Source organism: Polaribacter sp. R77954, assembly GCF_044595335.1.
GTDB lineage: Bacteria > Bacteroidota > Bacteroidia > Flavobacteriales > Flavobacteriaceae > Polaribacter.
Genome location: NZ_CP138992.1, coordinates 119222 through 142969 on the forward strand (window position 1 = coordinate 119222; position 23748 = coordinate 142969).

The 23748-nt window shown below is 30.9% G+C and carries 16 protein-coding genes; 2 read left to right on the top strand and 14 right to left on the bottom strand.

Features of this window, described 5'->3' with window-relative positions; genetic code table 11:
- Position 1: 1 nt before the first annotated feature.
- From SJY27_RS00460 to SJY27_RS00510, 11 genes are all read right to left on the bottom strand, one after another.
- Entirely contained in the window at positions 2 to 2935 is a 2934-nt protein-coding gene (locus SJY27_RS00460; RefSeq protein ID WP_397446276.1) for an FAD-binding and (Fe-S)-binding domain-containing protein, read from the bottom strand.
- Between the two features lie 212 nt (positions 2936 to 3147).
- Positions 3148 to 3798: an HAD family hydrolase gene (locus SJY27_RS00465; RefSeq protein ID WP_397446277.1), complete on the bottom strand. Its 651-nt coding sequence runs from the start codon at positions 3796 to 3798 to the stop codon at positions 3148 to 3150.
- Positions 3799 to 3846: 48 nt separating this feature from the next.
- Positions 3847 to 4485 carry an alpha/beta hydrolase gene (locus SJY27_RS00470; RefSeq protein WP_397446278.1) on the bottom strand — a complete coding sequence of 213 codons (639 nt, stop codon included), beginning with the start codon at positions 4483 to 4485 and terminating at the stop codon, positions 3847 to 3849.
- Positions 4486 to 4564: 79 nt separating this feature from the next.
- Entirely contained in the window at positions 4565 to 4891 is a 327-nt protein-coding gene (locus SJY27_RS00475) for a DUF4870 domain-containing protein (protein WP_397446279.1), read from the bottom strand.
- 5 nt (positions 4892 to 4896) lie between these two features.
- On the bottom strand, positions 4897 to 6153 hold the full coding sequence (locus tag SJY27_RS00480) for a dihydroorotase family protein (RefSeq protein ID WP_397446280.1): 1257 nt from the start codon (positions 6151 to 6153) through the stop codon (positions 4897 to 4899).
- On the bottom strand, positions 6150 to 8093 hold the full coding sequence (locus SJY27_RS00485; protein ID WP_397446281.1) for a BatA domain-containing protein: 1944 nt from the start codon (positions 8091 to 8093) through the stop codon (positions 6150 to 6152). Before SJY27_RS00485 ends, SJY27_RS00480 begins: the two co-directional genes overlap by 4 nt.
- 4 nt (positions 8094 to 8097) lie before the next feature.
- Positions 8098 to 9582 (bottom strand): S10 family peptidase, encoded by a 1485-nt coding sequence (locus SJY27_RS00490; RefSeq protein WP_397447943.1) that lies wholly within the window; start codon positions 9580 to 9582, stop codon positions 8098 to 8100.
- Between the two features lie 264 nt (positions 9583 to 9846).
- On the bottom strand, positions 9847 to 10611 hold the full coding sequence (locus SJY27_RS00495; RefSeq protein ID WP_397446282.1) for a TIGR02757 family protein: 765 nt from the start codon (positions 10609 to 10611) through the stop codon (positions 9847 to 9849).
- Between the two features lie 3 nt (positions 10612 to 10614).
- The gene (locus SJY27_RS00500) at positions 10615 to 11643 is read right to left on the bottom strand and encodes a hypothetical protein (protein WP_397446283.1); all 1029 of its coding nucleotides are present in this window, start codon (positions 11641 to 11643) and stop codon (positions 10615 to 10617) included.
- A gap of 6 nt (positions 11644 to 11649) precedes the next feature.
- Positions 11650 to 12309 (bottom strand): ABC transporter ATP-binding protein, encoded by a 660-nt coding sequence (locus SJY27_RS00505; protein ID WP_397446284.1) that lies wholly within the window; start codon positions 12307 to 12309, stop codon positions 11650 to 11652.
- 156 nt (positions 12310 to 12465) lie between these two features.
- Positions 12466 to 14889 carry a DUF5916 domain-containing protein gene (locus SJY27_RS00510; protein ID WP_397446285.1) on the bottom strand — a complete coding sequence of 808 codons (2424 nt, stop codon included), beginning with the start codon at positions 14887 to 14889 and terminating at the stop codon, positions 12466 to 12468.
- Between the two features lie 312 nt (positions 14890 to 15201).
- On the opposite strand from SJY27_RS00510, the gene sucC reads away from it, so the two are divergent.
- Together sucC and SJY27_RS00520 are read left to right on the top strand one after the other, a co-directional pair.
- On the top strand, positions 15202 to 16395 hold the full coding sequence (gene sucC, locus SJY27_RS00515) for an ADP-forming succinate--CoA ligase subunit beta (RefSeq protein WP_397446286.1): 1194 nt from the start codon (positions 15202 to 15204) through the stop codon (positions 16393 to 16395).
- 205 nt (positions 16396 to 16600) lie between these two features.
- Entirely contained in the window at positions 16601 to 17536 is a 936-nt protein-coding gene (locus SJY27_RS00520; protein WP_397446287.1) for a hypothetical protein, read from the top strand.
- A 295-nt stretch (positions 17537 to 17831) separates the two neighbouring features.
- Here SJY27_RS00520 and SJY27_RS00525 read toward each other — a convergent pair whose 3' ends face one another.
- From SJY27_RS00525 to SJY27_RS00535, 3 genes are all read right to left on the bottom strand, one after another.
- On the bottom strand, positions 17832 to 18836 hold the full coding sequence (locus SJY27_RS00525) for a virulence RhuM family protein (RefSeq protein ID WP_397446288.1): 1005 nt from the start codon (positions 18834 to 18836) through the stop codon (positions 17832 to 17834).
- A gap of 44 nt (positions 18837 to 18880) precedes the next feature.
- The gene (locus tag SJY27_RS00530; RefSeq protein WP_397446289.1) at positions 18881 to 19792 is read right to left on the bottom strand and encodes an Abi family protein; all 912 of its coding nucleotides are present in this window, start codon (positions 19790 to 19792) and stop codon (positions 18881 to 18883) included.
- A 279-nt stretch (positions 19793 to 20071) separates the two neighbouring features.
- Entirely contained in the window at positions 20072 to 23701 is a 3630-nt protein-coding gene (locus SJY27_RS00535; protein WP_397446290.1) for an Eco57I restriction-modification methylase domain-containing protein, read from the bottom strand.
- Positions 23702 to 23748 lie beyond the last annotated feature (47 nt).

Below are 23748 nucleotides of genomic sequence, written 5' to 3' on the forward strand. Positions count from 1 at the left end.
TTTATAATAAAGCTTCTTTTAAAAGTGTAATTGGGTGCTTTGCGGTTCTTTTTGTACCATCAAATATTTGATGACGACAACTTGTACCAGCAGCAGCAATTTCAGTATCAGAACTACAGTTTCTAATTTTAGGAAAAAGAGTGTCCTCGCCAACTTGCATACTTACTTTATAGTGTTCTTTTTCGTAACCAAAAGAACCAGCCATGCCACAACAACCTGTATTTAAAATGGTTACATTGTAATTTTCTGGCAGATTTAATATTTGAAAACTAGCATTTGTACCAGATAATGCTTTTTGATGGCAATGCCCATGAATTTTTAACGTTTTCTCTTCTTTTGTAAAGAGGCTTTTATCAATATTTCCTTTTTCTAATTCTGTAGCTAAAAACTCTTCAAAAGTAAACGTATGTTGTGCTATTTTTTCTGCGGATGATTTATCGTCTGCTAATCTGATATATTCGTCTCTAAATGTTAAAATAGCAGAAGGTTCAATACCAATTAATGGTGTATTTTTAGAAATGATATCTTTAAAGATTAAAATATTTTTATCGCAAACAGCTTTGGCTTCTTTTAAAAATCCTTTAGAAATATAGCTTCTGGCACTTTCCTCATGATTAATAATGTTGATTTTATAGCCCAGTTTTTCTAACAAGTAAACAGCGTCCTTACCAATTTCTACATCGTAAAAGTTGGTAAATTCATCGTTAAAAAGATAGATTTTTTTATTTTGAGATTTCTCGACTGCGCTCGAAATGATATTCTGATTTGAATTGTTAGCATGTTTTTTATACCAACTATTTAATGTTTGTTTCGCTAATTTAGGAACGGTTCTTTCTACAGCAACGCCCATAGCATTTTTTGCGATTTTGGTATTTAAAACCAAGTTGGCTAAAGTAGGAGTAAGGCTACCTATTTTGTTTAATTTGGCATTGTTTGCAAACAATTTACTTCGAAAAGAATAGCCATTTGTTTCTTGATATTGATATAAAAACTCAGCTTTCATAGTAGCAATATCTACATTACTTGGGCACTCAGATGCACAGGCTTTACAACTTAAACACAAATCTAAAACTTGTTTTAATTCTGGCGAATCAAACTTGTTTTTTGCAGAATTATTAGTTAAAACTTCACGAAGAATGTTAGCTCTTGCTCTTGTAGTTTCACTTTCATTTTTTGTTGCTCTGTAACTAGGGCACATGGTTCCACCAGCTTCTACAGGCTTTCTACAATCTCCAGAACCATTACATTTTTCAGCTAGTTTTATAATGCCTTCACTATCAGAAAAATCTTGAATGGTTTCAATTACAGGTTCAGTTCTGTCAATTTCATAACGTAGGCTTTTATCCATGGCAAAAGCATCTGTTATTTTTCCTTTATTAAATACATTATTGGGGTCAAACGCTTTTTTTATTCTTCTTAGTAATTGATAATTGTTTTCACCAATCATTAACGGAATAAATTCTGCACGTACAATTCCATCTCCATGTTCGCCAGAAAAAGAACCTTGGTATTTTTTTACCAATTTTGCAGTTTCTGTGGTTATTTTTCTGAATAAGACCACATCTTCCGATTTTTTTAAATTCAGAATTGGCCTTAAATGTAATTCGCCAGCACCAGCATGTGCATAATAGACTGCATTTTGCTGGTATTTAGCCATGATTTTGGTAAACTCTTCTATGTAATTTGGCAAATCTTCTAGTGCAACAGCAGTATCTTCTATACAAGCTACAGCTTTCATATCTCCTACCATATTCCCTAAAGCACCCAAACCGGCTTTACGTAAATAATGCACTTTGGCAATGTCTAAACCATAAACTTTTGGGTAATGGTAGCCAAAGTTGTTTTGTTCTAAATCAGCTATTAAATTGTCTGCTAAAAGTTCTGCTTCTGGCAAGGTATTCGCAGCAACTTCTAACATGAGAACAGCTTCTGGATCACCTTGTAAAAAGAAACGATTTTTAGCCAATTCACGATTGTTTTTGGTACAATCTAAAATGGTTTTATCCATTAGTTCACAATTGTATAAATTGTGATTCATGGATGTTAATGTGGCTTTTAAACTCTCGTTAATACTATGAAAATGAGCACAAACCATAATGCTTTCTTTCGGTGCAACATTATCTAATTGTAAGGTAATTGCAGTTGAAAAAGTTAAAGTTCCTTCGCTTCCTGCTAATAATTTAGCGATATTTATGGTAGGTTCTGCACCTCCAAACAAATCAGATTTTAAAAATTCATCTACAGCATAACCAGTACATCTTCTATGAATGGTTTCTTTAGGAAATTCTTTTTTAATTTCTTGTTGTACAGCTGCTGAAACGAGTTCTGAATAAATGGACTTGTAAATTTGGCCTTCTAACGAATTTTCTTTTGTTTTGTTTATAAATTCTTTAGATGTAATTTCTTTAAAAGTAACTGACGAACCATCACTTAAAATAGCATCAATAGCCAATACTTTATCACGTGTAACTCCATATCTAATAGAGGTGCTACCAGACGAATTATTACCAACCATACCACCAATCATACATCTGTTAGAGGTTGAGGTGTTTGGCCCAAAAAATAAACCATAAGGTTTTAAAAATACATTTAGTGAATCTCTTACAATACCTGGTTCTAATTTTATGGTTTTGGCTTGTTCATCAAATTCAAGAATTGAAGTAAAATGTTTAGAAACATCTACTACAATTCCATCTCCCACACATTGGCCAGCTAAAGAAGTTCCAGCTGTTCTGGGTATTAAAGTGATGTTGTTTTTTGAGGCGAAATCGATTAAAATTTTGATATCGCTATCGTCTTTTGGAAAAGCAACCGCTAACGGAATTTTACGATATACAGAGGCATCTGTTGCATATAACGTTTTGTGTAAATTATCGTATAAAACATCACCAGAAAGTGTGTTGTGTAAAGTCTCTAAAGTAGAATTATCAATCATTATTTTCTATTGAAAAGGAAGTCTTTTTGCAAATATCCGAAAAGTATTTTCAAAATAATAAGATGATGATACCGATTGTGAATTTTTATTGAATTTGTAAAAGTTAGTTTTAATAACTGAATTTTACGTAACAATATTTTGAAACGCTAGTTCTAATTTTTCAGAGTAATTCACTGCAAAAATTAATCTGAGCCTTTGTAAGTAAATAAAAATTAAGATAAAATATCAATTAAATCTAATGGGTTTTGTATTACATGTTTGGCTCCTTCAGCAATGAGTTCCTCTTTGGGTCTGTAGCCCCATGATACGCCTACTGCAAGCATATTTGCATTTTTTGCAGTTTGCATATCTATACCTGTATCGCCTACGTAAATTATTTCTTGGGTTTTGATTTTTAGGTTTTTACTAATTTCAAGTGCTCCAAAAGGATGAGGTTTTTTATAAGCCTCAATAGTTAAGCCATGTACAGCACAAAAATAGGTAGGTAAAATTGTTGCGACAATTTTCTTTGTAAATTCATCTGCTTTATTTGACAATACACATAATTTTACATCGCGTGAAATTAGTTCGTCAAGTAGTTCAATAATGCCTTGATATGGTTTTGTTTTAGTAGTGCAATTATTACTGTACACCTCTACCATAGCTTTATAACAAGTTTCAATTTGTTGTTCATTTTGTTGATCTAATGGTAATGCTTTTTCTACCAAACTTCTAATACCACTTCCTATAAAACTTTGATGTTTTTCGTAACTATGTGTAGGGTAGTTTAAGTTTTTAAGCACAACATTCATTGCATCTGCTATGTCATAAAGCGAGTTAATGAGTGTGCCATCTAAATCAAAAATAATGGCTTTATATTTCATGTTATGTAATTTTAGGTTGTTTAGAATTGAGTTTTTAAAATTAAAAAATTACAAACGTGCTTCAATCCAAGTTTTGAAACTGTAAAAGTTTTGAGGCGCAACTCCATGACCAACAGGATATTCAGAATACTCATTTTCTAGCCCCAATTTGTCTAAAAAGGGTTTGCTTTCTCTTGCCCAAGCTACAGGTAATACTTGATCTACACTACCATGAGAACAATAATACGTGGTTTTTAGATTTGAAGGCATTTCTTTTGGCAGTAAATCTTTATTGATATAACCACTTAAAGCTACTATATAATTCACTTTATTTGGGTAAAAGAAACTTAACGAATAACTTAAAATAGCTCCTTGACTAAAGCCTAATAAAAAGGTTTTTTCTGGGTTTGTGTTGTACTTTGTTTTTATCTCATCAATAAAAACAGCAATTTTGTCTAAAGAAGTTTTTGCTTGTTGTAAATCAGAGAATTTTCCGTTGATTTCATCAAAATTAATAGCGTACCATGCATAACCTCCATAACCCATTTCGTAAGGGGCTTGTGCACTTACAATTAATAATTCTTGTGGCAATTCTTCTGCAAAAGAAAATAAATCTTGTTCGTTACTTCCATAACCATGCAGTAAGATTAACAAAGGTGGATTATCGGTTTTTACCAAAGGCTCTCTAACAATATAATGTAAACTCATAATCTTATAACTAGATTTCTGTTTTTATAGCAATGCTATTTTTGTAGATTTTAAAATGATGTTTAATCTCTTTTATGAATTAAATTCCTCTAAACCAGTTTTGGAAATGCTCACCCACTACAGGAACTTCTTTTTCTTCACCTTGTATAGCACCAATAAGAGATATAATCCAGAGTACAAATAATACGATACCTAAAACCCAGCCAATTTTCTGTCCAAAATATCTGTGAATAATAGCACCGTTTAAAAATTGAAGAATATTTAAACCAATCATTTGTCGGATATAAAAGCTGGCAAAATAATTTTTTTTATTCATATTCATAATAAAAGCAATAACTAAACCTACGACCCAAAGATGACTAATAATCGCTATTGTTTTTCCATCTTTAACAGAAGTATTTTCCATTGTATTTATTTTAAAATTAGTTGATTGTTTGCAAAAATTCCATAAACATATCCTTTTAATTTTTTCTCGATAAAAGGGCTGTTTTTTGAAGTTGATAAAATAGCATCTTTTGTAAAAATGATTTCTTTTGATGGATGAAACAAAGTAATATCTGCTAAATTATTTTCTTTAATAGTATGATTTTCAATTCCAAAAATTTCTTTTGGTTTTGAGGTAATTGCAGCAATATAATCTGAAATGTTTAATACAGAATTAATAGCGCTAAAAGCAGATTCTAAACCAATTACGCCATCTAAAGCTTGGCTAAATTCTACTTTTTTATCTTCAATATCAATAGGGTTATGATCTGAGGTAATGATGTCAATCACACCTTCTTTTACGCCTATTTGCAATGCCTTTAAATCATCTTTTGTTCTCAAAGGTGGATTCGTTTTAAAATTACTGTCAAATCCATGTAATTCATCATCAGTCAATACCAAATGATGTGCTGCAACACTACAAGTTACTTGCAATCCTTTTTTCTTAGCTTCTTTAATTAAAGCTACAGATTTAGCTGTAGAAATTGTAGGAATATGCAATTTGCCTCCTGTATATTCTAATAAAAATAAATCTCTTGCAATCTGAATATGCTCAGCCAAAGCAGGCGCGCCTTTTAACCCTAATTTTGTACTATTAATGCCTTCGTTGGCAATTCCTTCACCAGCAATGGCATTGTTTTTTGGAAAACTTAACACTAAGCCATCAAAATTTTGGGCATATAATAATGCCACTTTCATTAAGTTGTCATTTTCAATTGGTTTGTTGTAATCTCCAAAAGCAATGGCTCCAGATTGTTGCATATCATACAACTCAGCCATTTCAATACCTTTACTACCTTGTGTTAAGGCAGCAATAGGATATAATTTTGTGGCTGAATGTTGCGCTTTGTTTATTAAGTATTCAACATCAGATTTAGAATCGATAACAGGATTGGTATTTGCATTAACAGCAATCGAAGTAAAACCACTTTTCGCAGCCACTTGCAGTCCGTTTTTTATGTTTTCTCGTTCTTCAAAACCAGGTTCTCCTAAAGAAACACTGGTATCAAACCAACCACAAGAAACATGTAAGTTTTCTAAAGCAATTACGTTGTAATTTTCTTTTGATGCTATAGAATCTTCAATCTCTTCGAGCTTTCCATTGGTGATTAAAATATCCTTTTTTTGAAGATGATAAGGACTAGATGCATCTATAATTACTGCATTTTTTAGAAGCGTACTCATGGTTTATAGAATTTTAAAATCAAAATTTCTAATAACAAAGATACAATTGCCAAGGCTAAAAACCATTTCCAAAGCCAATGAACTTCATTTTTTTTGTTCAGATCTTTAAAAACATCAGCTATAGAAAACGAAAAATTGATGTTGTTATTTTTTGATGCTAACATCTTTACCTCTAAAAAATCTAATAAACTTTCTTCTTTTGGGGTGTTAAAGGCAATGGTTTGTAAAGCATCTTTTTTGCTAATGATGTTGTAAAAACCCGCTTTTAAAGGATTATTTTTTGTAGTAATACTTACTTTATTTTGATAGGTTTGCTGTGGTGGAATAAAAGAAGTTTCTGCACTTTTTATCGTTAAAATTTCATCTTTTTTTAAATTCGTTGTTACATCTATTTTATTTTCATCATCTAAATAATAGTACAATTGAGAATGTTTAAAACTTAACTTTCCGAAATTATAAAATACAGGCACAATTAGGGGTGAATTTAAAAAGTTGCTATTTTCTTTTGATAGCGCACCCGAAATCCAATACACTTTTTTGTTGTTTAATTGACTTATAAATGGGGTGTTATTTTCAAAATTGATGATATTACTACCTCGTTTTGTAGCAATAGGGTAGTAGCTTTTAACCACAGGATATTGAAAATTACGCACTTTTTTAGAGAATACATTTTTAAATAATGGATGGTTAAAATTGATATTGGTAATTTTTAAAGTGTCTTTAACTTGAGGTTGAATTTTAGCATTTCCGATTGTAGATAAAAATAAATTATACGAATCTACATCAGAATCTAAACTTGGTATAATTACCACAGTGCCTCCTTTTTTTGAAAAATCAATGATACTTTTTGATACTATTTCTGGTATCTTTTCTAACTCACTAAGTATGATGATTTGTTGTTTTGAGAGCGTGTTGTAGTTAATGTTTTTTATAGAAGATTGTGTAAAATTAAATTCGTCTTTAGTATATATTTTAGATAAAAATTTTACGTCTTTTCCTATACTTAAAACGTTTATTTTTTCGGTGTTATTTAGGCTAAAATAAAAGGTGTTGTCAAAAGTAAAAGTGTCGTTAAAAGTCAATACTATTTTACCAAGAAATTTAGGTTCGTTTTGTAGGGTAAACGAAATTGTTTTGTTTGTGTTTTCTTCTGCCGAAAAAGATTGTTTACTTATTAATTTATTACCATTAAAAATAGCAACAGGAATATTTTTTTTATGGACTCCTTGGTTTTTTACAACTACGTTTACAGTTAAGTTTGTGGAGTTTTCATTTTTGATAAAAACGCTGTCAATAGAAATGTTGTTTTTAGTGTTACTTTGTAATTGAATACCAGAAAAATTAGCGGTTACATTTGTAAACATTTTTTGATAAGTGTTCTGAAAATCAGAAATTAAAACGTTTTTATGTAAAGTGTTACTTTTTTGGTTTTTTATGCTGTTCATTTTTAGCAAAACACTTTGAAGATCTATTTTTTTTGAAGTGTTTTTAATTGTGAGTAGTGTGTTTTTTAACTCATCATAAGTGATGTCCTCATAAAAATCGGTATTGGTTTGTAAGGTATAATGGTCTTTTTTCGAAGCGTTTTCAATAATTTCTTGTGCAGCAATTTGCAGTAAATCGCCTTTTGCTCCTTTGGTATTTGTACTTAAAGAATTGTCTAAATACACAAAAGTATGCTGCTTAGTTTCTAATGTTTTATCACTAAAATAAGGTTGTGCAAAAGCAAAAATTAGTGCTGTAAATAACAATAATCTTGTTGCTAAAATTAGCCACTTTTTAATCTGTGAACTCTTGCGTGTTTCTTGTACTAATTTTTGTAAAAAAGCCACATTGGTAAAAGGTACTTTTACAAACTTTTGCAACTGAAAAAGATGTACCAAAATGGGGATAATCAATAATGGTAAAAAGTATAAAATAGCAGGGTTTTGAAATTGCATTCAATTAATATTTTGCGGGTTTACCTTTGGCCAAACTATTGCTAATAAATGTCCTTAAATCGTTGTTGGCTTTTTGTAAATCTTCGTTTCTTAAATACATCATGTGGCCACTTCTGTATCCTTTAAAAAAGAAACGATCTTTCATTTTTCCACTTGGGTCTGTTTTCCACATGGTATATTTTGCGCTAAAATAAGTGGTAGCACCATCATAATAACCAGACTGAATTAAAACTTTTAAATAAGGATTCTGTGCCATGGCTTGGCGCAAACCCTCTCTTACGTTATTATTACGATTGTCCCAAGGCCTAACCGAACCAAAAAGATTGTATTTTACATCTGTTTTAAAATTCAATTCTTCTCTAATATAATAATTAATGGCAGGTGTAAACGAGTGTAACCAAGATGTTAATTCCGAATTAAAATCCGGTCTTGTGCCAATTTCACGCTTGTCTAAACCCAAATATCTCGAATCTAATCGTCCAATAGTTTGCCCGGTTTTATCTCTTAGTAATTCTTTCCAAAAAAAGGATGGTGATACTTCTAAATTATTTTGAAGAATTACTTTTTCACTCAATCCAGAATAATACGCTACTTTTTTAGCAACGCTATTTTTTTCATCCTCAGTAATAAATCCGCCTTTGGCGATAGCAGGCAATAAATTATTAATGGCATAATTTTCGGATTCAGGTAAAATGTCTAATAAATCTTTGTTTTGTAAAGCTGGTGGTAACATATTGTGATACCAAGCTGCAGCCGTAAAATAAGGTAGATTAATAGCATAATCTACAGCACTTTCTGTTCGTAAAACTTTATAATCTGCAGGCGACACCATAATTACGCCATTTAAATACATCCATTGGCTGTTTTGCAGTTCTGCAGCCAAACCCATCACACGAGTTCCACCATAACTTTCTCCAATAATATATTTAGGCGATTTCCAACGATTATTTCTGGTGATAAACGTATTTAACCAACCCGCTAAATATTTTACATCTGCATTAATCCCAAAAAACTGAGAGGTATCTAATTTCTTTCCTTTGGCAACTACAGGTCTAGAATATCCTGTATTTACAGGATTCACAAACACAATATCAGCCACATCTAGAATAGAATTTGGGTTGTCTTTAATTCCATAAGGTTGTATGGGATACCCTTCATCATCAATTTTTAACACTTTTGGTCCAGTATAAGCAATATGCATCCAAACTGAGGCAGAGCCAGGGCCACCATTAAAAGACATAATTATAGGTCTGTTTTCATCATTTTTTATATCGCTTCTTTTGTAATAGGTATAGTATAAAGAAGCTGTAACATTTCCATGATCATCCCAAACTGGCTGCATGCCTGTAATGGCTTTGTAAGGTATAGTTTTGCCTTTAATAATTACCGAGTTTGTGGTAACTACCATTGTATCTAAAGGAATTCTATGATCTTGTGATGTGATAGTTAATGAAAATAATATACTTAAAAGAAAAATATTTTTTTTCATCATAATAGCGTGGATTGTTTGAATTTGAGTCAGCATCAAAAATAACCAAAATAATAGAATATGTTTTGTTAATATTGATTTTAGATTTTTATGTGTTTCACATAGATTTACAAAGAAATCTCAAAGTTTCACAAAGAGAAAATTGATAAAACCAAATAAAGTATAGATTTTTTTATTCAACATTTTGTGAAAAATTACAAAGAAGTTCCAGTAAATATTTCTACAAAGAGTTCTCCTCCTTTGGAGGAGGTAGAGGAGGCCTCTTTAAAACTTCTCAAAAACACCCAAACCAAAAAGAGCAAAATCGTATTTTACAGGATCTTGTTTGTCTAATTTTCTTAAATTTTTATCGAGTTCAGCCAAAGCTGTCCAATCGTTTTGCTTTCTTTTTAAGAGTTTTAATTTTCGGGCAACATTACCAGAATGCACATCTAAAGGACAAGATAAATGCGCTGGATTATGTGATTTCCAAATTCCAAAATCTACGCCAGCATTGTCGTTTCTTACCATCCAACGTAAAAACATATTGATTCGTTTTGCAGCCGAATTTTTTAAAGGATCTGAAACGTGTTTTTGGGTTCTTTGTTGATGATCTACCTCAAAGAAAATTTGCTTAAATTGATGAATAGCAGTCTGGTAATTGTTTGTTTTATCTGTAATGGCTAAAGCATGTTCTAAACCTTGGTGATGTTGATAAATATGTTGTAGCGATTTTGCAAATTGCTGAAAATCTATATAATTAAAAGTTCTATGCACAAAGTTTTCAAAGGTTTGTAGGTCTTTTTCTTGATGATTGATGATGAAATCATGGGGTACATTGTCTAGCAATTCCATCATTTTAAAAGCGTTTTTTATAATCATGGTTCTGTTACCCCAAGAAATAGTGGCTGTTAAAAACGCAGCGATTTCTATATCTTCTTTTTTAGAAAAAGTATGCGGAATCTGAATAGGATCTGATGCTATAAACTTAGGGTTATTGTAAAGAATAACCTTTTCATCTAAAAATTCTTTGAGTTCAGATTTCTTCAAACGTTATAGTTTTATACCAAATTTAAAGCCTAATGAATAATTTAAAAACGATTTTTGGTTGTAATCTTTAAATTCTCTTATTTCAAAAAGCGAAAGGTCATCACTGAAATTAATTTGATGTATTTGTTTGTTATACTCTAAATTGATATGATCGAATTTTTTTGTGCGAATTCCAAAACCAGAATAAAAATCAAAATACATTTTTTTACCTAAAGGCACTAATATTCCGTATTTTAAATTGATGATGCTTACTGTTTTTTTGGTAGCAAAATCATCAGTTATAAAATCATATTGTATTGTATTATCTCTATTGTAATAATTTATATTATCATTATAATTGCTATTTATTTGTCTGTATTCAATACTTAAATATTCGTCTGAATGCACATTCTTGGTGAAATTAATAACATTGTACCATTTGGTTTCTACTCTAAAAATGCTTGCTTTTTCTGTTAAAAAAGTAACATTGTGTTCTCTATCATTAAAAGCCGAATTTCTAAAACCATACTCGCCACTTACACTAATATTGTTGCGCAAAAAATATTCTGTACCCAGTGTTGCCATGGGTTCATTAAAAAAATCTAAAAACTGTAAAGGCGAGGTGTACAGAAAAACGCTGTTTTTAGGAATAGCATTGATTTTTTGATTACTTAAAACAATTTTTTGTTTAACACTATCTGTTACAAAATGTAAGTTATGTTGATAGGTAAAACGTTTGTTATTGCTGAAATCAATTAACATACCCGCTCCGTAATTACCAAAAATATTCGCCCAAAATAACGATGATAATTTACTTTCTAAATAAAAATCTTGGTTAAGGTTGTCTTTTAATACTGTAATTTTTAATGCCCTATTAGAGCGTTTTGGTTCAATTTTTATTTGTTGGCGGTCAACTTGTAAGGTGTCGTTTTGGTATATAATTTTACTATTGCTATCCGCAGAAAATTTAACGATTGTTCTTTCTTTATTCAATAACGATGCACACGCGTTAAAGAGCAAAATGAATAGCGAAAAAAGAATGAGTTTTTTCATTACAGATTAAATTATTTTACCATCTTTCATGGTTAACTTTCTATCTGCCATAGTTGCCAGTTCTTCATTATGAGTTACTAAAACAAAGGTTTGACCAAATTCATCTCGCAATTTAAAAAAGAGTTCGTGTAAGTTTTTTGCAGACGCACTATCTAGATTACCACTAGGCTCATCTGCCAAAATAACTGAAGGATTGTTGATTAAAGCCCTTGCAACAGCAACACGTTGCTGTTCGCCTCCAGAAAGTTCGTTGGGTTTATGATGTATTCTATGCGATAATCCTAAAAATTCTAGTAATTCTTTGGCTTTGGTTTCTGTTTCTTTTTTTGGTTTTTTGGCGATAAAAGCAGGAATACACACATTTTCTAAAGCCGTAAACTCTGGTAATAATTGATGAAATTGAAAAATAAAACCAATGTGCTGATTTCTAAACGCTGATAATTGTTTGTCAGATAAATTTTTAAGAGAGCTATTATTTATAGACAATTCAAAATCTTGCTCTTTTAAAGGTTGATCTAAAGTACCAAGAATTTGTAGTAAAGTAGTTTTTCCTGCTCCAGAAGGCCCCACAATAGCAACAATTTCACTTTTTTTGATTTCTAAATCTAATCCCTTTAATACCTCAACATCACCATAGTATTTATGGATATTTTTTGTAACAATCATAGTTTTTATATCGAATTACGAATGTATAAAAAAAGTAGGGAATTATGGGGGGTATAAACCCAGAGACATGTAGAAAAAAGCAAAGCTCGCGAAGTTGTCTTATCAGATACCTCTGCGAACTTTGTTAAAAAAACCTTGCGCCCTTGCGTTTAAAGCTTAAAAAATATTCTTTAATCGATTGTAATCAATAAAATAGACAAAACGTACAGAAATGGTATGTCTTTGAGATTGATTGAATAGGTTTTCTAAATTGCCAAAGAAATCGATATTAGCATTGGTATCTGAATTAAAAATGGAATTTCTATAAAAAGCAATCAATTGGCTGCCAGGTGCAAATTGCCAAATGTAATTTAAGTCTAAATTCCAGCTGTTAAAATTCACATTGTTTCCTGTGTAATTGGTGTTAGGATATATTTGGCCGTTTGAAAACAAGTTTGCATAACTGTTGTAGCTTACAGATTCCCAAAAATGTCTAAAACTTAATGAGAGTGATGAATTGGTACTAAAGCTATATTTACCAGAAATGGTATTGGTGTAATTTTTACGATCTCTAAAACCAAAAATAATGTGATCATCTGTTTGGTCTACGTAACCTTGGTCGTCATTCGTTTGGTTAAAACGTAAATTATAACGTAACGAAAATTGATTGTTAAAACGATGCCTTAAACCAAGACTATAGCCATACCCTTCTTTTGGGTTGTTGCTATAGCCTGTATAGTAAGCATTTGCACTAAGTTCAAATTTTTTCTGAGAGTTTGTTTCAAACCAGCCATTAACATTCAAACGTTCTGGTTGCAAAAAGTATTGGCCACTTGTGGTTCCTTGTCTAGGTTCAAAAAAATCTTTTTCTTCTGAACTGTAGTTTAAATTAGCCCCAAATGAAAAGCGCTCTCTTGTTTGTGCACTACCCCCAATGCCAGAAAAATACCCTGTATACATTCCAGAAAAGTGCTGAAAGTTTATATTGTGATAAGAATTTACCCAAATGTTATTAAAATTTTTAGTGGGTTGTACTGTTCGCCATCCAAAATTTCCATAAATGGTTTGTTGGTTATTGGTAAATAAAATGCCTAAATCGTTGTTGTCAAAATCTTTATTTTCAAAATTATAGCCAATTTCCCAAAACCAATTCTCGAAGTCGTAACCAAAACTATTGTCAAAAGTATAGCCTGTGTTTGGGCTATTTTCATCATCAGAAATGGTACTCATTCTAACAGAACCATCAGCATTGTATTTGCTATCTTTAGTTTCTATATGCCAATCTAAAGCAGTAACATTGGCATCTCTAAAACGCCCATCTCTAGTGACGTTAGTATTGATTAAGGATACACTTGAATTTTGATTAAATTGTTGATCTAGTACTAAAATATTATAATTGGTAAAAGGGTCAATAACTTCTTTTCTAGTATTTCCAGTACTGTTATTTCTTACTGTAGCTTCTGTACTTTCTGTTATGGCATTAAAAAATCCAACACCTAGGCCTTTTTTTGTTCTTCCAGATATTTTAACTGCATTTAGCATGGTTACTTTACCAGGATATTCAATAATTTCTTCGTCATCAGCAATAGTGTTTGCAATGTTAAATTGATCAATAGGTGCGCCTCCAATTCTTCTAGAATAAAATAGGTTTGCAATATTAAATAGTTCTGTACCCTCTGTAAAAAATTGTCGTTGTTCTGTAAAACGTTGCTCAAAAGGCCCTAGGTTTAAAACCACATCATCAAAACCAACTTGACTAAAATCGGGTATTAAAGTAGCATCTAGTGTAAAGTTTTCAGTTAAACCGTATTTAATGTCCATACCCACATTCCAATCAAAATCAGTAACACCTTCAAAAGTATTGGTTACAGCAGAAGCATAAGGGTATAAATTTAGTCTTGTAGAGGGTTTAATATCTCTAAAATCAGTAATTAATCCATCATACTGCGTCCATCGTCCAACAGTATTATCAACGTGCGTCCAAGTGTGTTGTTGGTTTAATTTTTCTAATCTTCTATGAAAATTAAAACCCCAGGCTTGTACAGGTCTGTTTGCAAAACGAATGGCTCTGTAAGGAATTTCTATTTCTACATTCCAGCCTTTATCAGTAATTTTCACAGCACTGTCCCAAACAGCACTCCAATCAAAATCCTCATTCCCATTAGAAACTTTAGCATCTGCTTGGTTACCTGTAGCTTGCACAATGAATTCAAATGGATTTTGGCCATCATCATTTGGGTTAATCGTTACTAAGAAAAAATCAGCTATTCCAAAATTATCTCTAACAGCAAATTCACTAGGTATATTTTGAGGATCAGGATCATTCATTTGGGCAGCAATATAAACGGCATCATCATCATAAACCACTCTTACTATGGTTTGGTATTCATCAGTAACCAATTGGCCATTTTCTGGTCTAAAAATGACAAAATCTGTCAGCAATTCTGCGTTTTTCCAAGCGCTATCATTTAAATTTCCATCAATTTTTGGAGCATTTGAAACTCTAGTAGTATTAACTGTTTTTCGGTCTTTTTGGTTTTGAGACCACAAATGTTGAGTACAAAACACTACAATGAGTAGTGCTGAAATTTTTTTGAACATGTATTTTTGGTTGATTTGTGTTGTAACACATTTTGCTTTTTACATTGTTTTTAACACATAAAATTGCAAAAAATGCTAATTATCATAAAGACCTTCTACATTATAAAGTGTTACAATTTACAGATGTTAATAAAATCTTAAAATGTAAATATTTGACTTATTGTGTTTAAAATGATATGGTTAACGTATTTTATGTCAGTGTTTTAAATTTTAAAAAGGGGGTGTTATTTGTACTTATTAATTTTATTGAAATATTTATAAGCTTTAATTTTTGAATTTGTATTTTTGCTCACGTTATAAAACACAATACAAATGAACTTACACGAATATCAAGGAAAAGAAATATTAAATAGTTTTGGTGTTAGAATTCAAAGAGGAATTGTAGCAACTACTCCAGCAGAAGCAGTAGCAGCCGCAAAAAAACTTACTGAAGATACAGGTACAGGTTGGCATGTAATTAAAGCACAAGTACACGCAGGTGGGCGTGGAAAAGGTGGTGGCGTTAAATTGGCTAAAAACTTAGAACAAGTAGAAAGTATTTCTGATGATATTTTAGGTATGATGTTGATTACACCACAAACGTCTGCAGAAGGTAAATTGGTAAATCAAGTTTTAGTTGCAGAAGATGTGTATTATCCTGGTGATGAAGAACCAGATGAGTATTATATGTCTGTTTTGTTAAACAGAGCTACTGGTAAAAACATGATTATGTATTCTACAGAAGGTGGAATGGATATTGAAACAGTAGCAGAAGAAACTCCGCATTTAATTTTTACAGAAGAAATAGATCCTTTATTAGGTTTAATGCCTTTTCAAGCTCGTAAAGTTGCTTTTAACTTAGGTTTGTCTGGTGTTGCTTTTAAAGAAATGACAAAATTTGTGACTGCTTTATATACGGCATACATTAAGTCAGATTCTTCTATGTTTGAAATTAATCCTGTATTAAAAACTTCGGATGCTAAAATTATGGCTGTAGATGCCAAAGTTTCTTTAGATGAAAATGCGTTATACAGGCATAAAGATTACGCAGCAATGCGCGATTTACGTGAAGAAAACCCAATTGAAGTTGAAGCAAAAGCTGCTGGTTTAAACTATGTAGATTTAGATGGTAACGTAGGTTGTATGGTTAACGGAGCTGGTTTAGCAATGGGAACTATGGATTTGATTAAAGAATCTGGTGGTGAGCCTGCTAACTTTTTAGATGTTGGTGGTACTGCAGATGCACAAAGGGTAGAAACTGCTTTTGGTATCATTTTAAAAGATCCAAACGTAAAAGCTATTTTAGTGAATATTTTTGGAGGTATTGTACGTTGTGATAGAGTAGCACAAGGTGTTGTAGATGCTTACCAAAGTATGGGCGATAAAATTACAGTACCAATTATTTGTAGATTACAAGGTACAAATGCTAAAGAAGCCAAAGAATTGATTGATAATTCAGGAATGGAAATTATTTCTGCTACTGAATTTCAAGAAGCTGCTGATAAAGTAAGTGAAGTGTTAGCATAATTTTATAAAACATAAATTAGATTAAAAAGCCTCGCATTAGCGAGGCTTTTTTGGTTATAAAATATAGATAAGCAGCTTTTAAATATATTGTTTTAACGGTAAATCAAATAAAATAGAGCGTGTTTTTAATTGTACAGGATAGCTCAGGATGTTACAAACTTTTATTAACTCTAGTTTAAAGGTAACTATAAATAAATTTAATAAAATGAAAAATTTTAACATTAAACTAGAGCTAATGGCAGTTGCTGTAGCGCTTACAACTTTAATTTCTTGCGAACAAGAGAACGACGGATTACTAATGGAAGCCAATCCTTCTTCTACCAAAAATAATATTACACCGTTAGCTAAAGGAACGTGCGATACTAATAATTATATGCCTATAGATGCCATATCAGGTACTGATTATAATGATGATATCAATACAGAAATTGATGATAGAAGTTGTTCTCATGATTATTATCAGTACAATAATTTTGGAGTTTACAAGCTAAATTCAGCGAATAATAGTGGTCCAGGCACACTACAAGTTAGAATGGAGCGAACCAGCCCTAAACAAAATTTTGCAAATGGTAAATACCTACAAGTTACAAGCACAGTTAGAATTAATAGTGCAGGTAGCGTAACTGATAATATTAGTGATAGCGCTGTAAATGATGGAGATGGAACCTACATTGCGCAAGTAAAAGGAAAGCATACGAATTTACGAACAGATTTAGGAGAATCACAAGATCCAGCAATTGTTTTGTTTGTAGCAAAACCAAAAAGAAATAATTCTGGAACAGGCAGTATTATTTTACAAAACGGAAAAGTAAAAGATTTTAAAATTTATGCAGAATTGGTAAAAAAGAGAGGTGGGTCTGGAACTTCTGGAAGAAGAATGGTTTATATTACCACAGTAAAACGAAATACAGATTTTAATGTAGATATAAAAACGGAATTTTATACCAGCAATAACAGAAAAAGACAACGAGTAATCTATACAATAAATGGGGTTACTAAAACGCATGAAATATCTACACAAAATACAAATGGTCAAACAGCAGAGCCTGTAGAAACAAGAATTCGTATTGGGGCTTATAGATGTAAAGGCGGTACTGCAGATATTCGCTGGAATCGTAATTTAGATTTACTTAAAAACTAAGTAAACCAAAACAGTTATTTTAATGTCCAGTGTTTAATTTAAAGAGGCTACTTTTTAGATAGCCTCTTTTTTGTGCAACAGAATTAAGGTTACTTGTTCTTTGTTAGGTCCGTTACTATTTGTTTCTTTATATCGTTACTATTTTTATGCTATTGAGAACCTTTAGAATATCGCCAAAGAGAGGCAGAAGTAAAGTAAGCTTTTTATTGCGGTTGTGAGATTGCTACGTGAGTTTCTGAAACAAGTTTAGAACATGCACAATGACATACGATACGAAATAACATTTAGAGCTTTTTTATGTTTTATTTTTCTTTTTTAGTAATTTTTCTATTTCTTCTAATTCTATAGCATCTTCTTTTTTGGCTTCTGCTATTTTTCTATTGGTATCGAATGTTGCATATATTTTTCTAACTTTTTCTTCCATTTGCTTGTTAGAAATACTACCCAAACCTTTTAACACTTTTTGGTCGTTAAACTCTAATACTCTATCTACATTTTCTTTCCAGAATTTCATTGTAATGTCTATACGGTTTTTTGCTCTTAGTTCTGCTGTTTCTAAAAAGATAACTACCAACCTATTTAAAGAATCTAATTCATCTTCATTTAAATAATTTTTTGCAATAAAGATGTCTTGTTTTCTTACTTGGTTACCTTTCCAAGTGGTTAATGCCATATTAGGGTCTTTTGCATTTGCTCTTGCTAGTACTAATTCTGCTGCTGTTTTATGGGTTACTGCATAGAGTAATTTATTTTGTGTTTCTGCAAAAAACATTTGTGTAGCTTTGTCTGTTGGGTCGTAATCGCTGCTTAATGCAAATAAATCTCTTACTTTTTGATAGAAGCGTTTTTCTGAGGCTCTAACCTCTCTAATACGTGCCAGTAATTCATCAAAATAATCTGGTCTGCCATCAGGATTTTTTAGGCGTTCATCATCCATTACAAACCCCTTAATCATATATTCTTTAAGGTTTTGATTTGCCCAAATTCTGAATTGTGTACCTCGTTTGCTACGTACTCTAAACCCAATAGCCAAAATCATATCTAAGGCATAAAAAGTAATATTGTATTCTTTGCCATCTTGGGCAGTTGTCAAGTAATCATTGACAACTGAATCTTTATTTAACTCTTTGTCTTTCAGTATATTTATAATATGTAAGCTTATGTTTTGCTTAGAGGTGTCAAAAAGTTCTGCAAGTTGACTTTGATTCATCCAAACATTGCCATCTTTTGTATATAAACTTACAGATGCTTTGCCATCTGCTGTGTTGTAAATTATGATGTTTTGTTGGTTGTTTTGCATATTAAATCTTTTTAACTTTCTTTTTCCACTTCTTTTCTATTTACTTATTTCCAAAGTGGTTCTTGTTGCCAATTGGCTTTCATATCTAAAGCATTTGGGTCTACATTTGGATACTTGATAAATAATGTATTTAATTTAGAAGTAAAATCATTATTAGGTTGAATTGTGTTTAAAACATATTTCATTAAACACAAGTGCATATATAGTTTGTTAGACTGTTTTGGAATATTTTTCTTTTCTATAATCCAAGGATTTGGTGGTTTTGGCAAAAGTTTTACTGTACTTGGTAAGTTTCTGTTCCATAATCTTGAATGATGTGCACAAAAATTACGAATCTGTGCAATAGATTGTAACCAACTTGGTAAATAGGTATGGTTTACAGCGCCAAATTCTTGTGCAATTAAGTCTTTAGATTTTACTGTGTGTTTTAAATTACCATATAGTTTTGATAAGTTACCAAAACTAACTTGTTCTAAACTCTTCCAAGAAGGTGGGAACCTTAAATCGTCTTTATGCTTTTTAAAATGATGTTTTATGGTAACGTCTTTTCTTCTAGCTCTTGTTACTTCTTCTTCAATTTTAGAAAGTGTTCTAGAGTATTGTAAACTATCAATAAAAATTTCTGAATTAGAAAACCACCAAGGGTTTATTTCGTGAGAAAGATGATAAATAAGCTTGGTTCGTAAACTAATTTCTATTTTTTCTATAACATCAAAAAGCAACAAACGTAGTTCTGCATCAAAATTATAAAGAGCTATTACATCTGTAAACCTACTATTGGGTTTAAAGATATGTTTTTCTTTATTTTCTTGCATTACATACCAATACTCACCTAAACGATAATAGCTAATATTAGATAAATATTTTTCGGCTAAAACAGTATTTTTAATTAGCAACCCTCTTTTTTGTAGTTGTGCAATTTGTTCTTTTATGGTAAATGCTTTTTTACTAAACATAAGTAAATGTTTTTTTGGTAAGCAAAAAAAGAAAGGTGTAAAAAGCAAAAGACACACCCTGGGACGCTGTTCTATTGGGTAGCGTGGTGTGTACTGTTACTGCAAAAGTACTACTTTTGTAATAAATTACAGTAGTATTTGTTTGTTTTTTTTTCATATTATGCTTTTTAACTTTCTTTTCTATTTGTAAGAGATTGCTTCGTGCCTCGCAATGACTAGCTAGCCTTTACAATAGCAATTTAGCTCACAACTTTTTTATTTTTTTGGTGTTGGTGAATCTTAAGCATTCTCAACAATAGCAATTTCTTCTTCTGTTAAGCCATACAACTCATACACCATTTGGTCTATTTCTTTTTCTAAATTACTCGTGTCTGCTTTTGGATTTTCTTGTTTGCTTTTTAATACTTCTTGAACTAAAGGGAATATTCTTGAATTTTCTAAAAACTTTGGAAGTGGGAAATTCTTTATATCATATACTAATATCTTTGGAAAAGCTCCTTTAGTTGCCTTTGGTGAAGACTTAAAATGAAAAAATGTCGCAAGCTTTGAGTTTAAGATAGCTAGTAAAATTTCTATTTTAAAAGAATCTTCATTATCTTTTATTATTAATACAGAAGGATCATTATATAATTCTTCTTCAGTTAAGCAAGCAAATATTCTTGGATTTGTGATTTCTCTTATTAATATACGTTTTCCGATAAAATATTTTGGATCTCTTGGATTGGCAATTCCAGAATCATATTCTATATATTCCTTACCATTCCATTTCAAAGAATATCTTTTGACATCACCACCATATAACCATTTTTTATGTGTTTCTTTAGTTTTTACAAAAGTATGGTATGCTCTGGTTTTTATTATCTCCTTTGATTGTCCTTTATATTTGTCATAAGCAATTAATCCTTGGCTTATTTCTGGAAAAACGGTGTTTAAGGCAACAGATGAATTCTTTATTTTTGAATTTAATTTTAAGATAGATTTATCCAACTTGAAAATAAGGCTCCAGTTTTGATTATTGGCTAAAGCTGTTTCTCTATCAATATTCTCAGTTGTTCTATCTTTTAATTGCTCAAATGATTCCAAATTATTAGTCCGCTTATAATACAAGATGTTATGTTCACCTTCTTTTTGGAACTGGAAAATTATTGTTCTAACAGTAGCTTCTTCAAAAATGTCTAAATCTGTACAATCTAATATTTCATTTATGCTCCAATAATTAAATAGGTTTGCTCTGTAATCTTGAGCAAAAACATTAAATAGAATTGTATTTGGTATGATATAAGACACATTACCTTTGTATCTTAAAATTTGATGAGCACGTTCTATAAACCAATAATAAATTTCGTAATCAGGTACTTTATTTATCCTTTTAACTAAATGTACTCTTTCTTTCCCTTTAATTGATACACCATAAGGAGGATTCCCAATAATTGCATCAAACCCAATATAGCTACCTTCATCGTTTAACACTTCTGGAAATTCAAAGCGCCACTCAAAAGCATTTTCATAAATAGCATTGTTTACAATCTCTTCTTTTTCTAGATAGGTTTTTTCTGCTGTTGCTTTTAACTTTTTTAGGTTGTCTTTATCTGCTTTTTTTAACTTTTCGCCAAAGGCAATTAGATTCTTTTGTCTTTCTTGTTCGTTTATAAGTTTACCTTGTGCTTTTTGGTATTTGCTTAAAAAGGTATTGTCTAAGGTGCTTTTAAAGTTATTTTTAACCTCATCAATTATTTGTAAAACTTCACGTTTACGTTCTTTGCTATTGGTTTCTTTGTATTCTGCAACCGCATTTTTATAGTCTTTAAAGGTATAATTTACTTGTTTGCCTTTAAAGGCATCTTTTAAATCATCGGCTAAATTAAAACGGCTAATTAACGAGTTCCCGCATTTAATATTAATGTCTATATTGGGTAAGGTTTGTAGTCTGTTTTTGGGGGTATAATATGCGTTTTTAAGCAATTCTATCCATAAACGGAGTCTACATATCTTTACAGAATTTGGGTTGATATCTACCCCAAACAGACAGTTTTCTATAAGGGTTTGTTTCTCGTGAAATAAGGTGTGTTGCACACGAACACTTTCTGTATCTTTTGGGTTGTACTCAAACAATGCACCTTTATCATCTATAATATACAGTTTATCATTTACAATTTCTATATCGCAACGCAAACTCATTCCTTTGGCATCTACCAAAATTTTAAGTTCGTTTTTAATAACAATTAATTCGTTTAAGGCACTTACTAAAAAATGCCCAGAACCAACAGCTGGGTCACAAATTTTTATACTGTTTACAAGGGTATTAAAACGTGCAATATCTACAGGTTTAAAAAAGCGACTACAATAGGCTTGTAAATCTTCAAAAGTCTCAATCTGATTGTTTTCTGCTTCTTTGAATTTTTGTACTACAGCTCTTCTAATGGTTTCTTTACACATATACATTGTAATGTATGCAGGGGTGTAAAAAGAGCCTTCTTTGTAACCGTTTATTTTTTCGAAGATTAACCCTAAAACAGAGGCATTAATTAATGATTTTGTTTCTTGGTTGTCTTCTATACCTTCTGAGCCATCTGTTGCAAAATCGTAAGCATCTAAAAACTTAAAGAGGTATTCTAATGCTGTAAGATTACCTTTTAATCTTTTACCATTGGCATCTTTTAATACAGTTTTACTGTAGATTGTAATTTCGTCGTTATTTAAGGCAGATATTTCAAAGGCTTCATCTTCTATTGTACTGCGTTCAAATAAAGAACTGTTTAAATAAGGTATGTCTTTATATTTGTCTTTGTATTTTGGATGCCTATCATCTTCTTTTTTTGCTAATGCAGAAAAGAAAAGGTCGTTTAAATCATCAAAACCATTGATAAAATCAGCATTAAGAAACTTGTATTTTTTGTCTTGTTTGTGGTAGGTTAGTAATTGAGATTCTAAGAGTTTTAAAAAGAGAATTCTATTTACCCACGTTAAACACAATTCTAAACCTGCATTAAAGGCTTTGTCTACGGAATTTGAAATACTTTTTATATTGCTTAAATGGTCTCTGTCTTCTAACTGAAAAATGGTATTTTCTAAAAGCGAACCCCAATCTCTTTTGGCTTTTCTACTAATAATTTTTTTACCTTTTTCTTTTACCTCTTCTAAACCTATGATGTGTAATAACTCGTTATAAAAAGAGGTGTTTAATTGGTTGCTATCGTTACCGAAAGAATGACCTAAAAGATGTACATCAGAAAAAACCTTGTAGAGTGTATTTAAATGATTGTCTTTTAATTTTGATAAGTTGGTTTTGGTAAAATCTAGATGTACAAAAGGGATTTCTTTTTCTATTTCAGCAATATATTTTTTTGCTATCTCATTGTAGAATAATTCGTTTTTAGTAGTGTCTTTTAAACCATCTCTAAAAGATTCGTATTCTTTAATTAATGCTTTGTTCTTGTAGAAGTAATTGTAAAAATCTTCTCCTTTAAATAAATACCATTCGTAACCATTAGTAGCTATTAAGTGCTTTATATTATTATTGCTATTATCTAAACGTTCTCTTAAATAGTATAATAATAATTCTTGTAATGCTTTTCTGTTTAAGTTATCTGTTCTTAAAAACTCTGCTTTATTACTTGGTTTCTTAGCTTCTATGATAACCCCAACATCAGAAGTAGGCTTATCATCTGTATAAATAGCAAGATCTATTCTTTCTTTGGTATTTATATAATTCTTTTCATAAAACGTAGTATTGAAAAATGTGATAAAATGAGATTTAATATGTTCTTCACTTTCTCCATTATCATCACTTATTTTTACAGCATCAATACACGTTTGTAATTGAGTAATAAAATTAGATACTTCTTTTCTTAAAGGTTTGTGTTTTCTAAATGCAGGGTTTAGTGCTTTTCTTGTATTTATCTTGTTCATTTAAATTTATATTCTTTTTCATTTACGAAAGGATTTCTAAAAATATA

Excerpts from the sequence above, each read along its gene's own strand:
- SJY27_RS00465 (WP_397446277.1), bottom strand. The coding sequence starts at position 3,798 with ATGAAATATAAAGCCATTATTTTTGATTTAGATGGCACACTCATTAAC.
- SJY27_RS00490 (WP_397447943.1), bottom strand. The coding sequence starts at position 9,582 with ATGAAAAAAAATATTTTTCTTTTAAGTATATTATTTTCATTAACTATC.
- sucC (WP_397446286.1), top strand. The coding sequence starts at position 15,202 with ATGAACTTACACGAATATCAAGGAAAAGAAATATTAAATAGTTTTGGT.
- SJY27_RS00505 (WP_397446284.1), bottom strand. The coding sequence starts at position 12,309 with ATGATTGTTACAAAAAATATCCATAAATACTATGGTGATGTTGAGGTA.
- SJY27_RS00510 (WP_397446285.1), bottom strand. The coding sequence starts at position 14,889 with ATGTTCAAAAAAATTTCAGCACTACTCATTGTAGTGTTTTGTACTCAA.
- SJY27_RS00500 (WP_397446283.1), bottom strand. The coding sequence starts at position 11,643 with ATGAAAAAACTCATTCTTTTTTCGCTATTCATTTTGCTCTTTAACGCG.
- SJY27_RS00525 (WP_397446288.1), bottom strand. The coding sequence starts at position 18,836 with ATGCAAAACAACCAACAAAACATCATAATTTACAACACAGCAGATGGC.
- SJY27_RS00535 (WP_397446290.1), bottom strand. The coding sequence starts at position 23,701 with ATGAACAAGATAAATACAAGAAAAGCACTAAACCCTGCATTTAGAAAA.
- SJY27_RS00520 (WP_397446287.1), top strand. The coding sequence starts at position 16,601 with ATGAAAAATTTTAACATTAAACTAGAGCTAATGGCAGTTGCTGTAGCG.
- SJY27_RS00475 (WP_397446279.1), bottom strand. The coding sequence starts at position 4,891 with ATGGAAAATACTTCTGTTAAAGATGGAAAAACAATAGCGATTATTAGT.
- SJY27_RS00460 (WP_397446276.1), bottom strand. The coding sequence starts at position 2,935 with ATGATTGATAATTCTACTTTAGAGACTTTACACAACACACTTTCTGGT.
- SJY27_RS00485 (WP_397446281.1), bottom strand. The coding sequence starts at position 8,093 with ATGCAATTTCAAAACCCTGCTATTTTATACTTTTTACCATTATTGATT.
- SJY27_RS00470 (WP_397446278.1), bottom strand. The coding sequence starts at position 4,485 with ATGAGTTTACATTATATTGTTAGAGAGCCTTTGGTAAAAACCGATAAT.
- SJY27_RS00480 (WP_397446280.1), bottom strand. The coding sequence starts at position 6,153 with ATGAGTACGCTTCTAAAAAATGCAGTAATTATAGATGCATCTAGTCCT.
- SJY27_RS00530 (WP_397446289.1), bottom strand. The coding sequence starts at position 19,792 with ATGTTTAGTAAAAAAGCATTTACCATAAAAGAACAAATTGCACAACTA.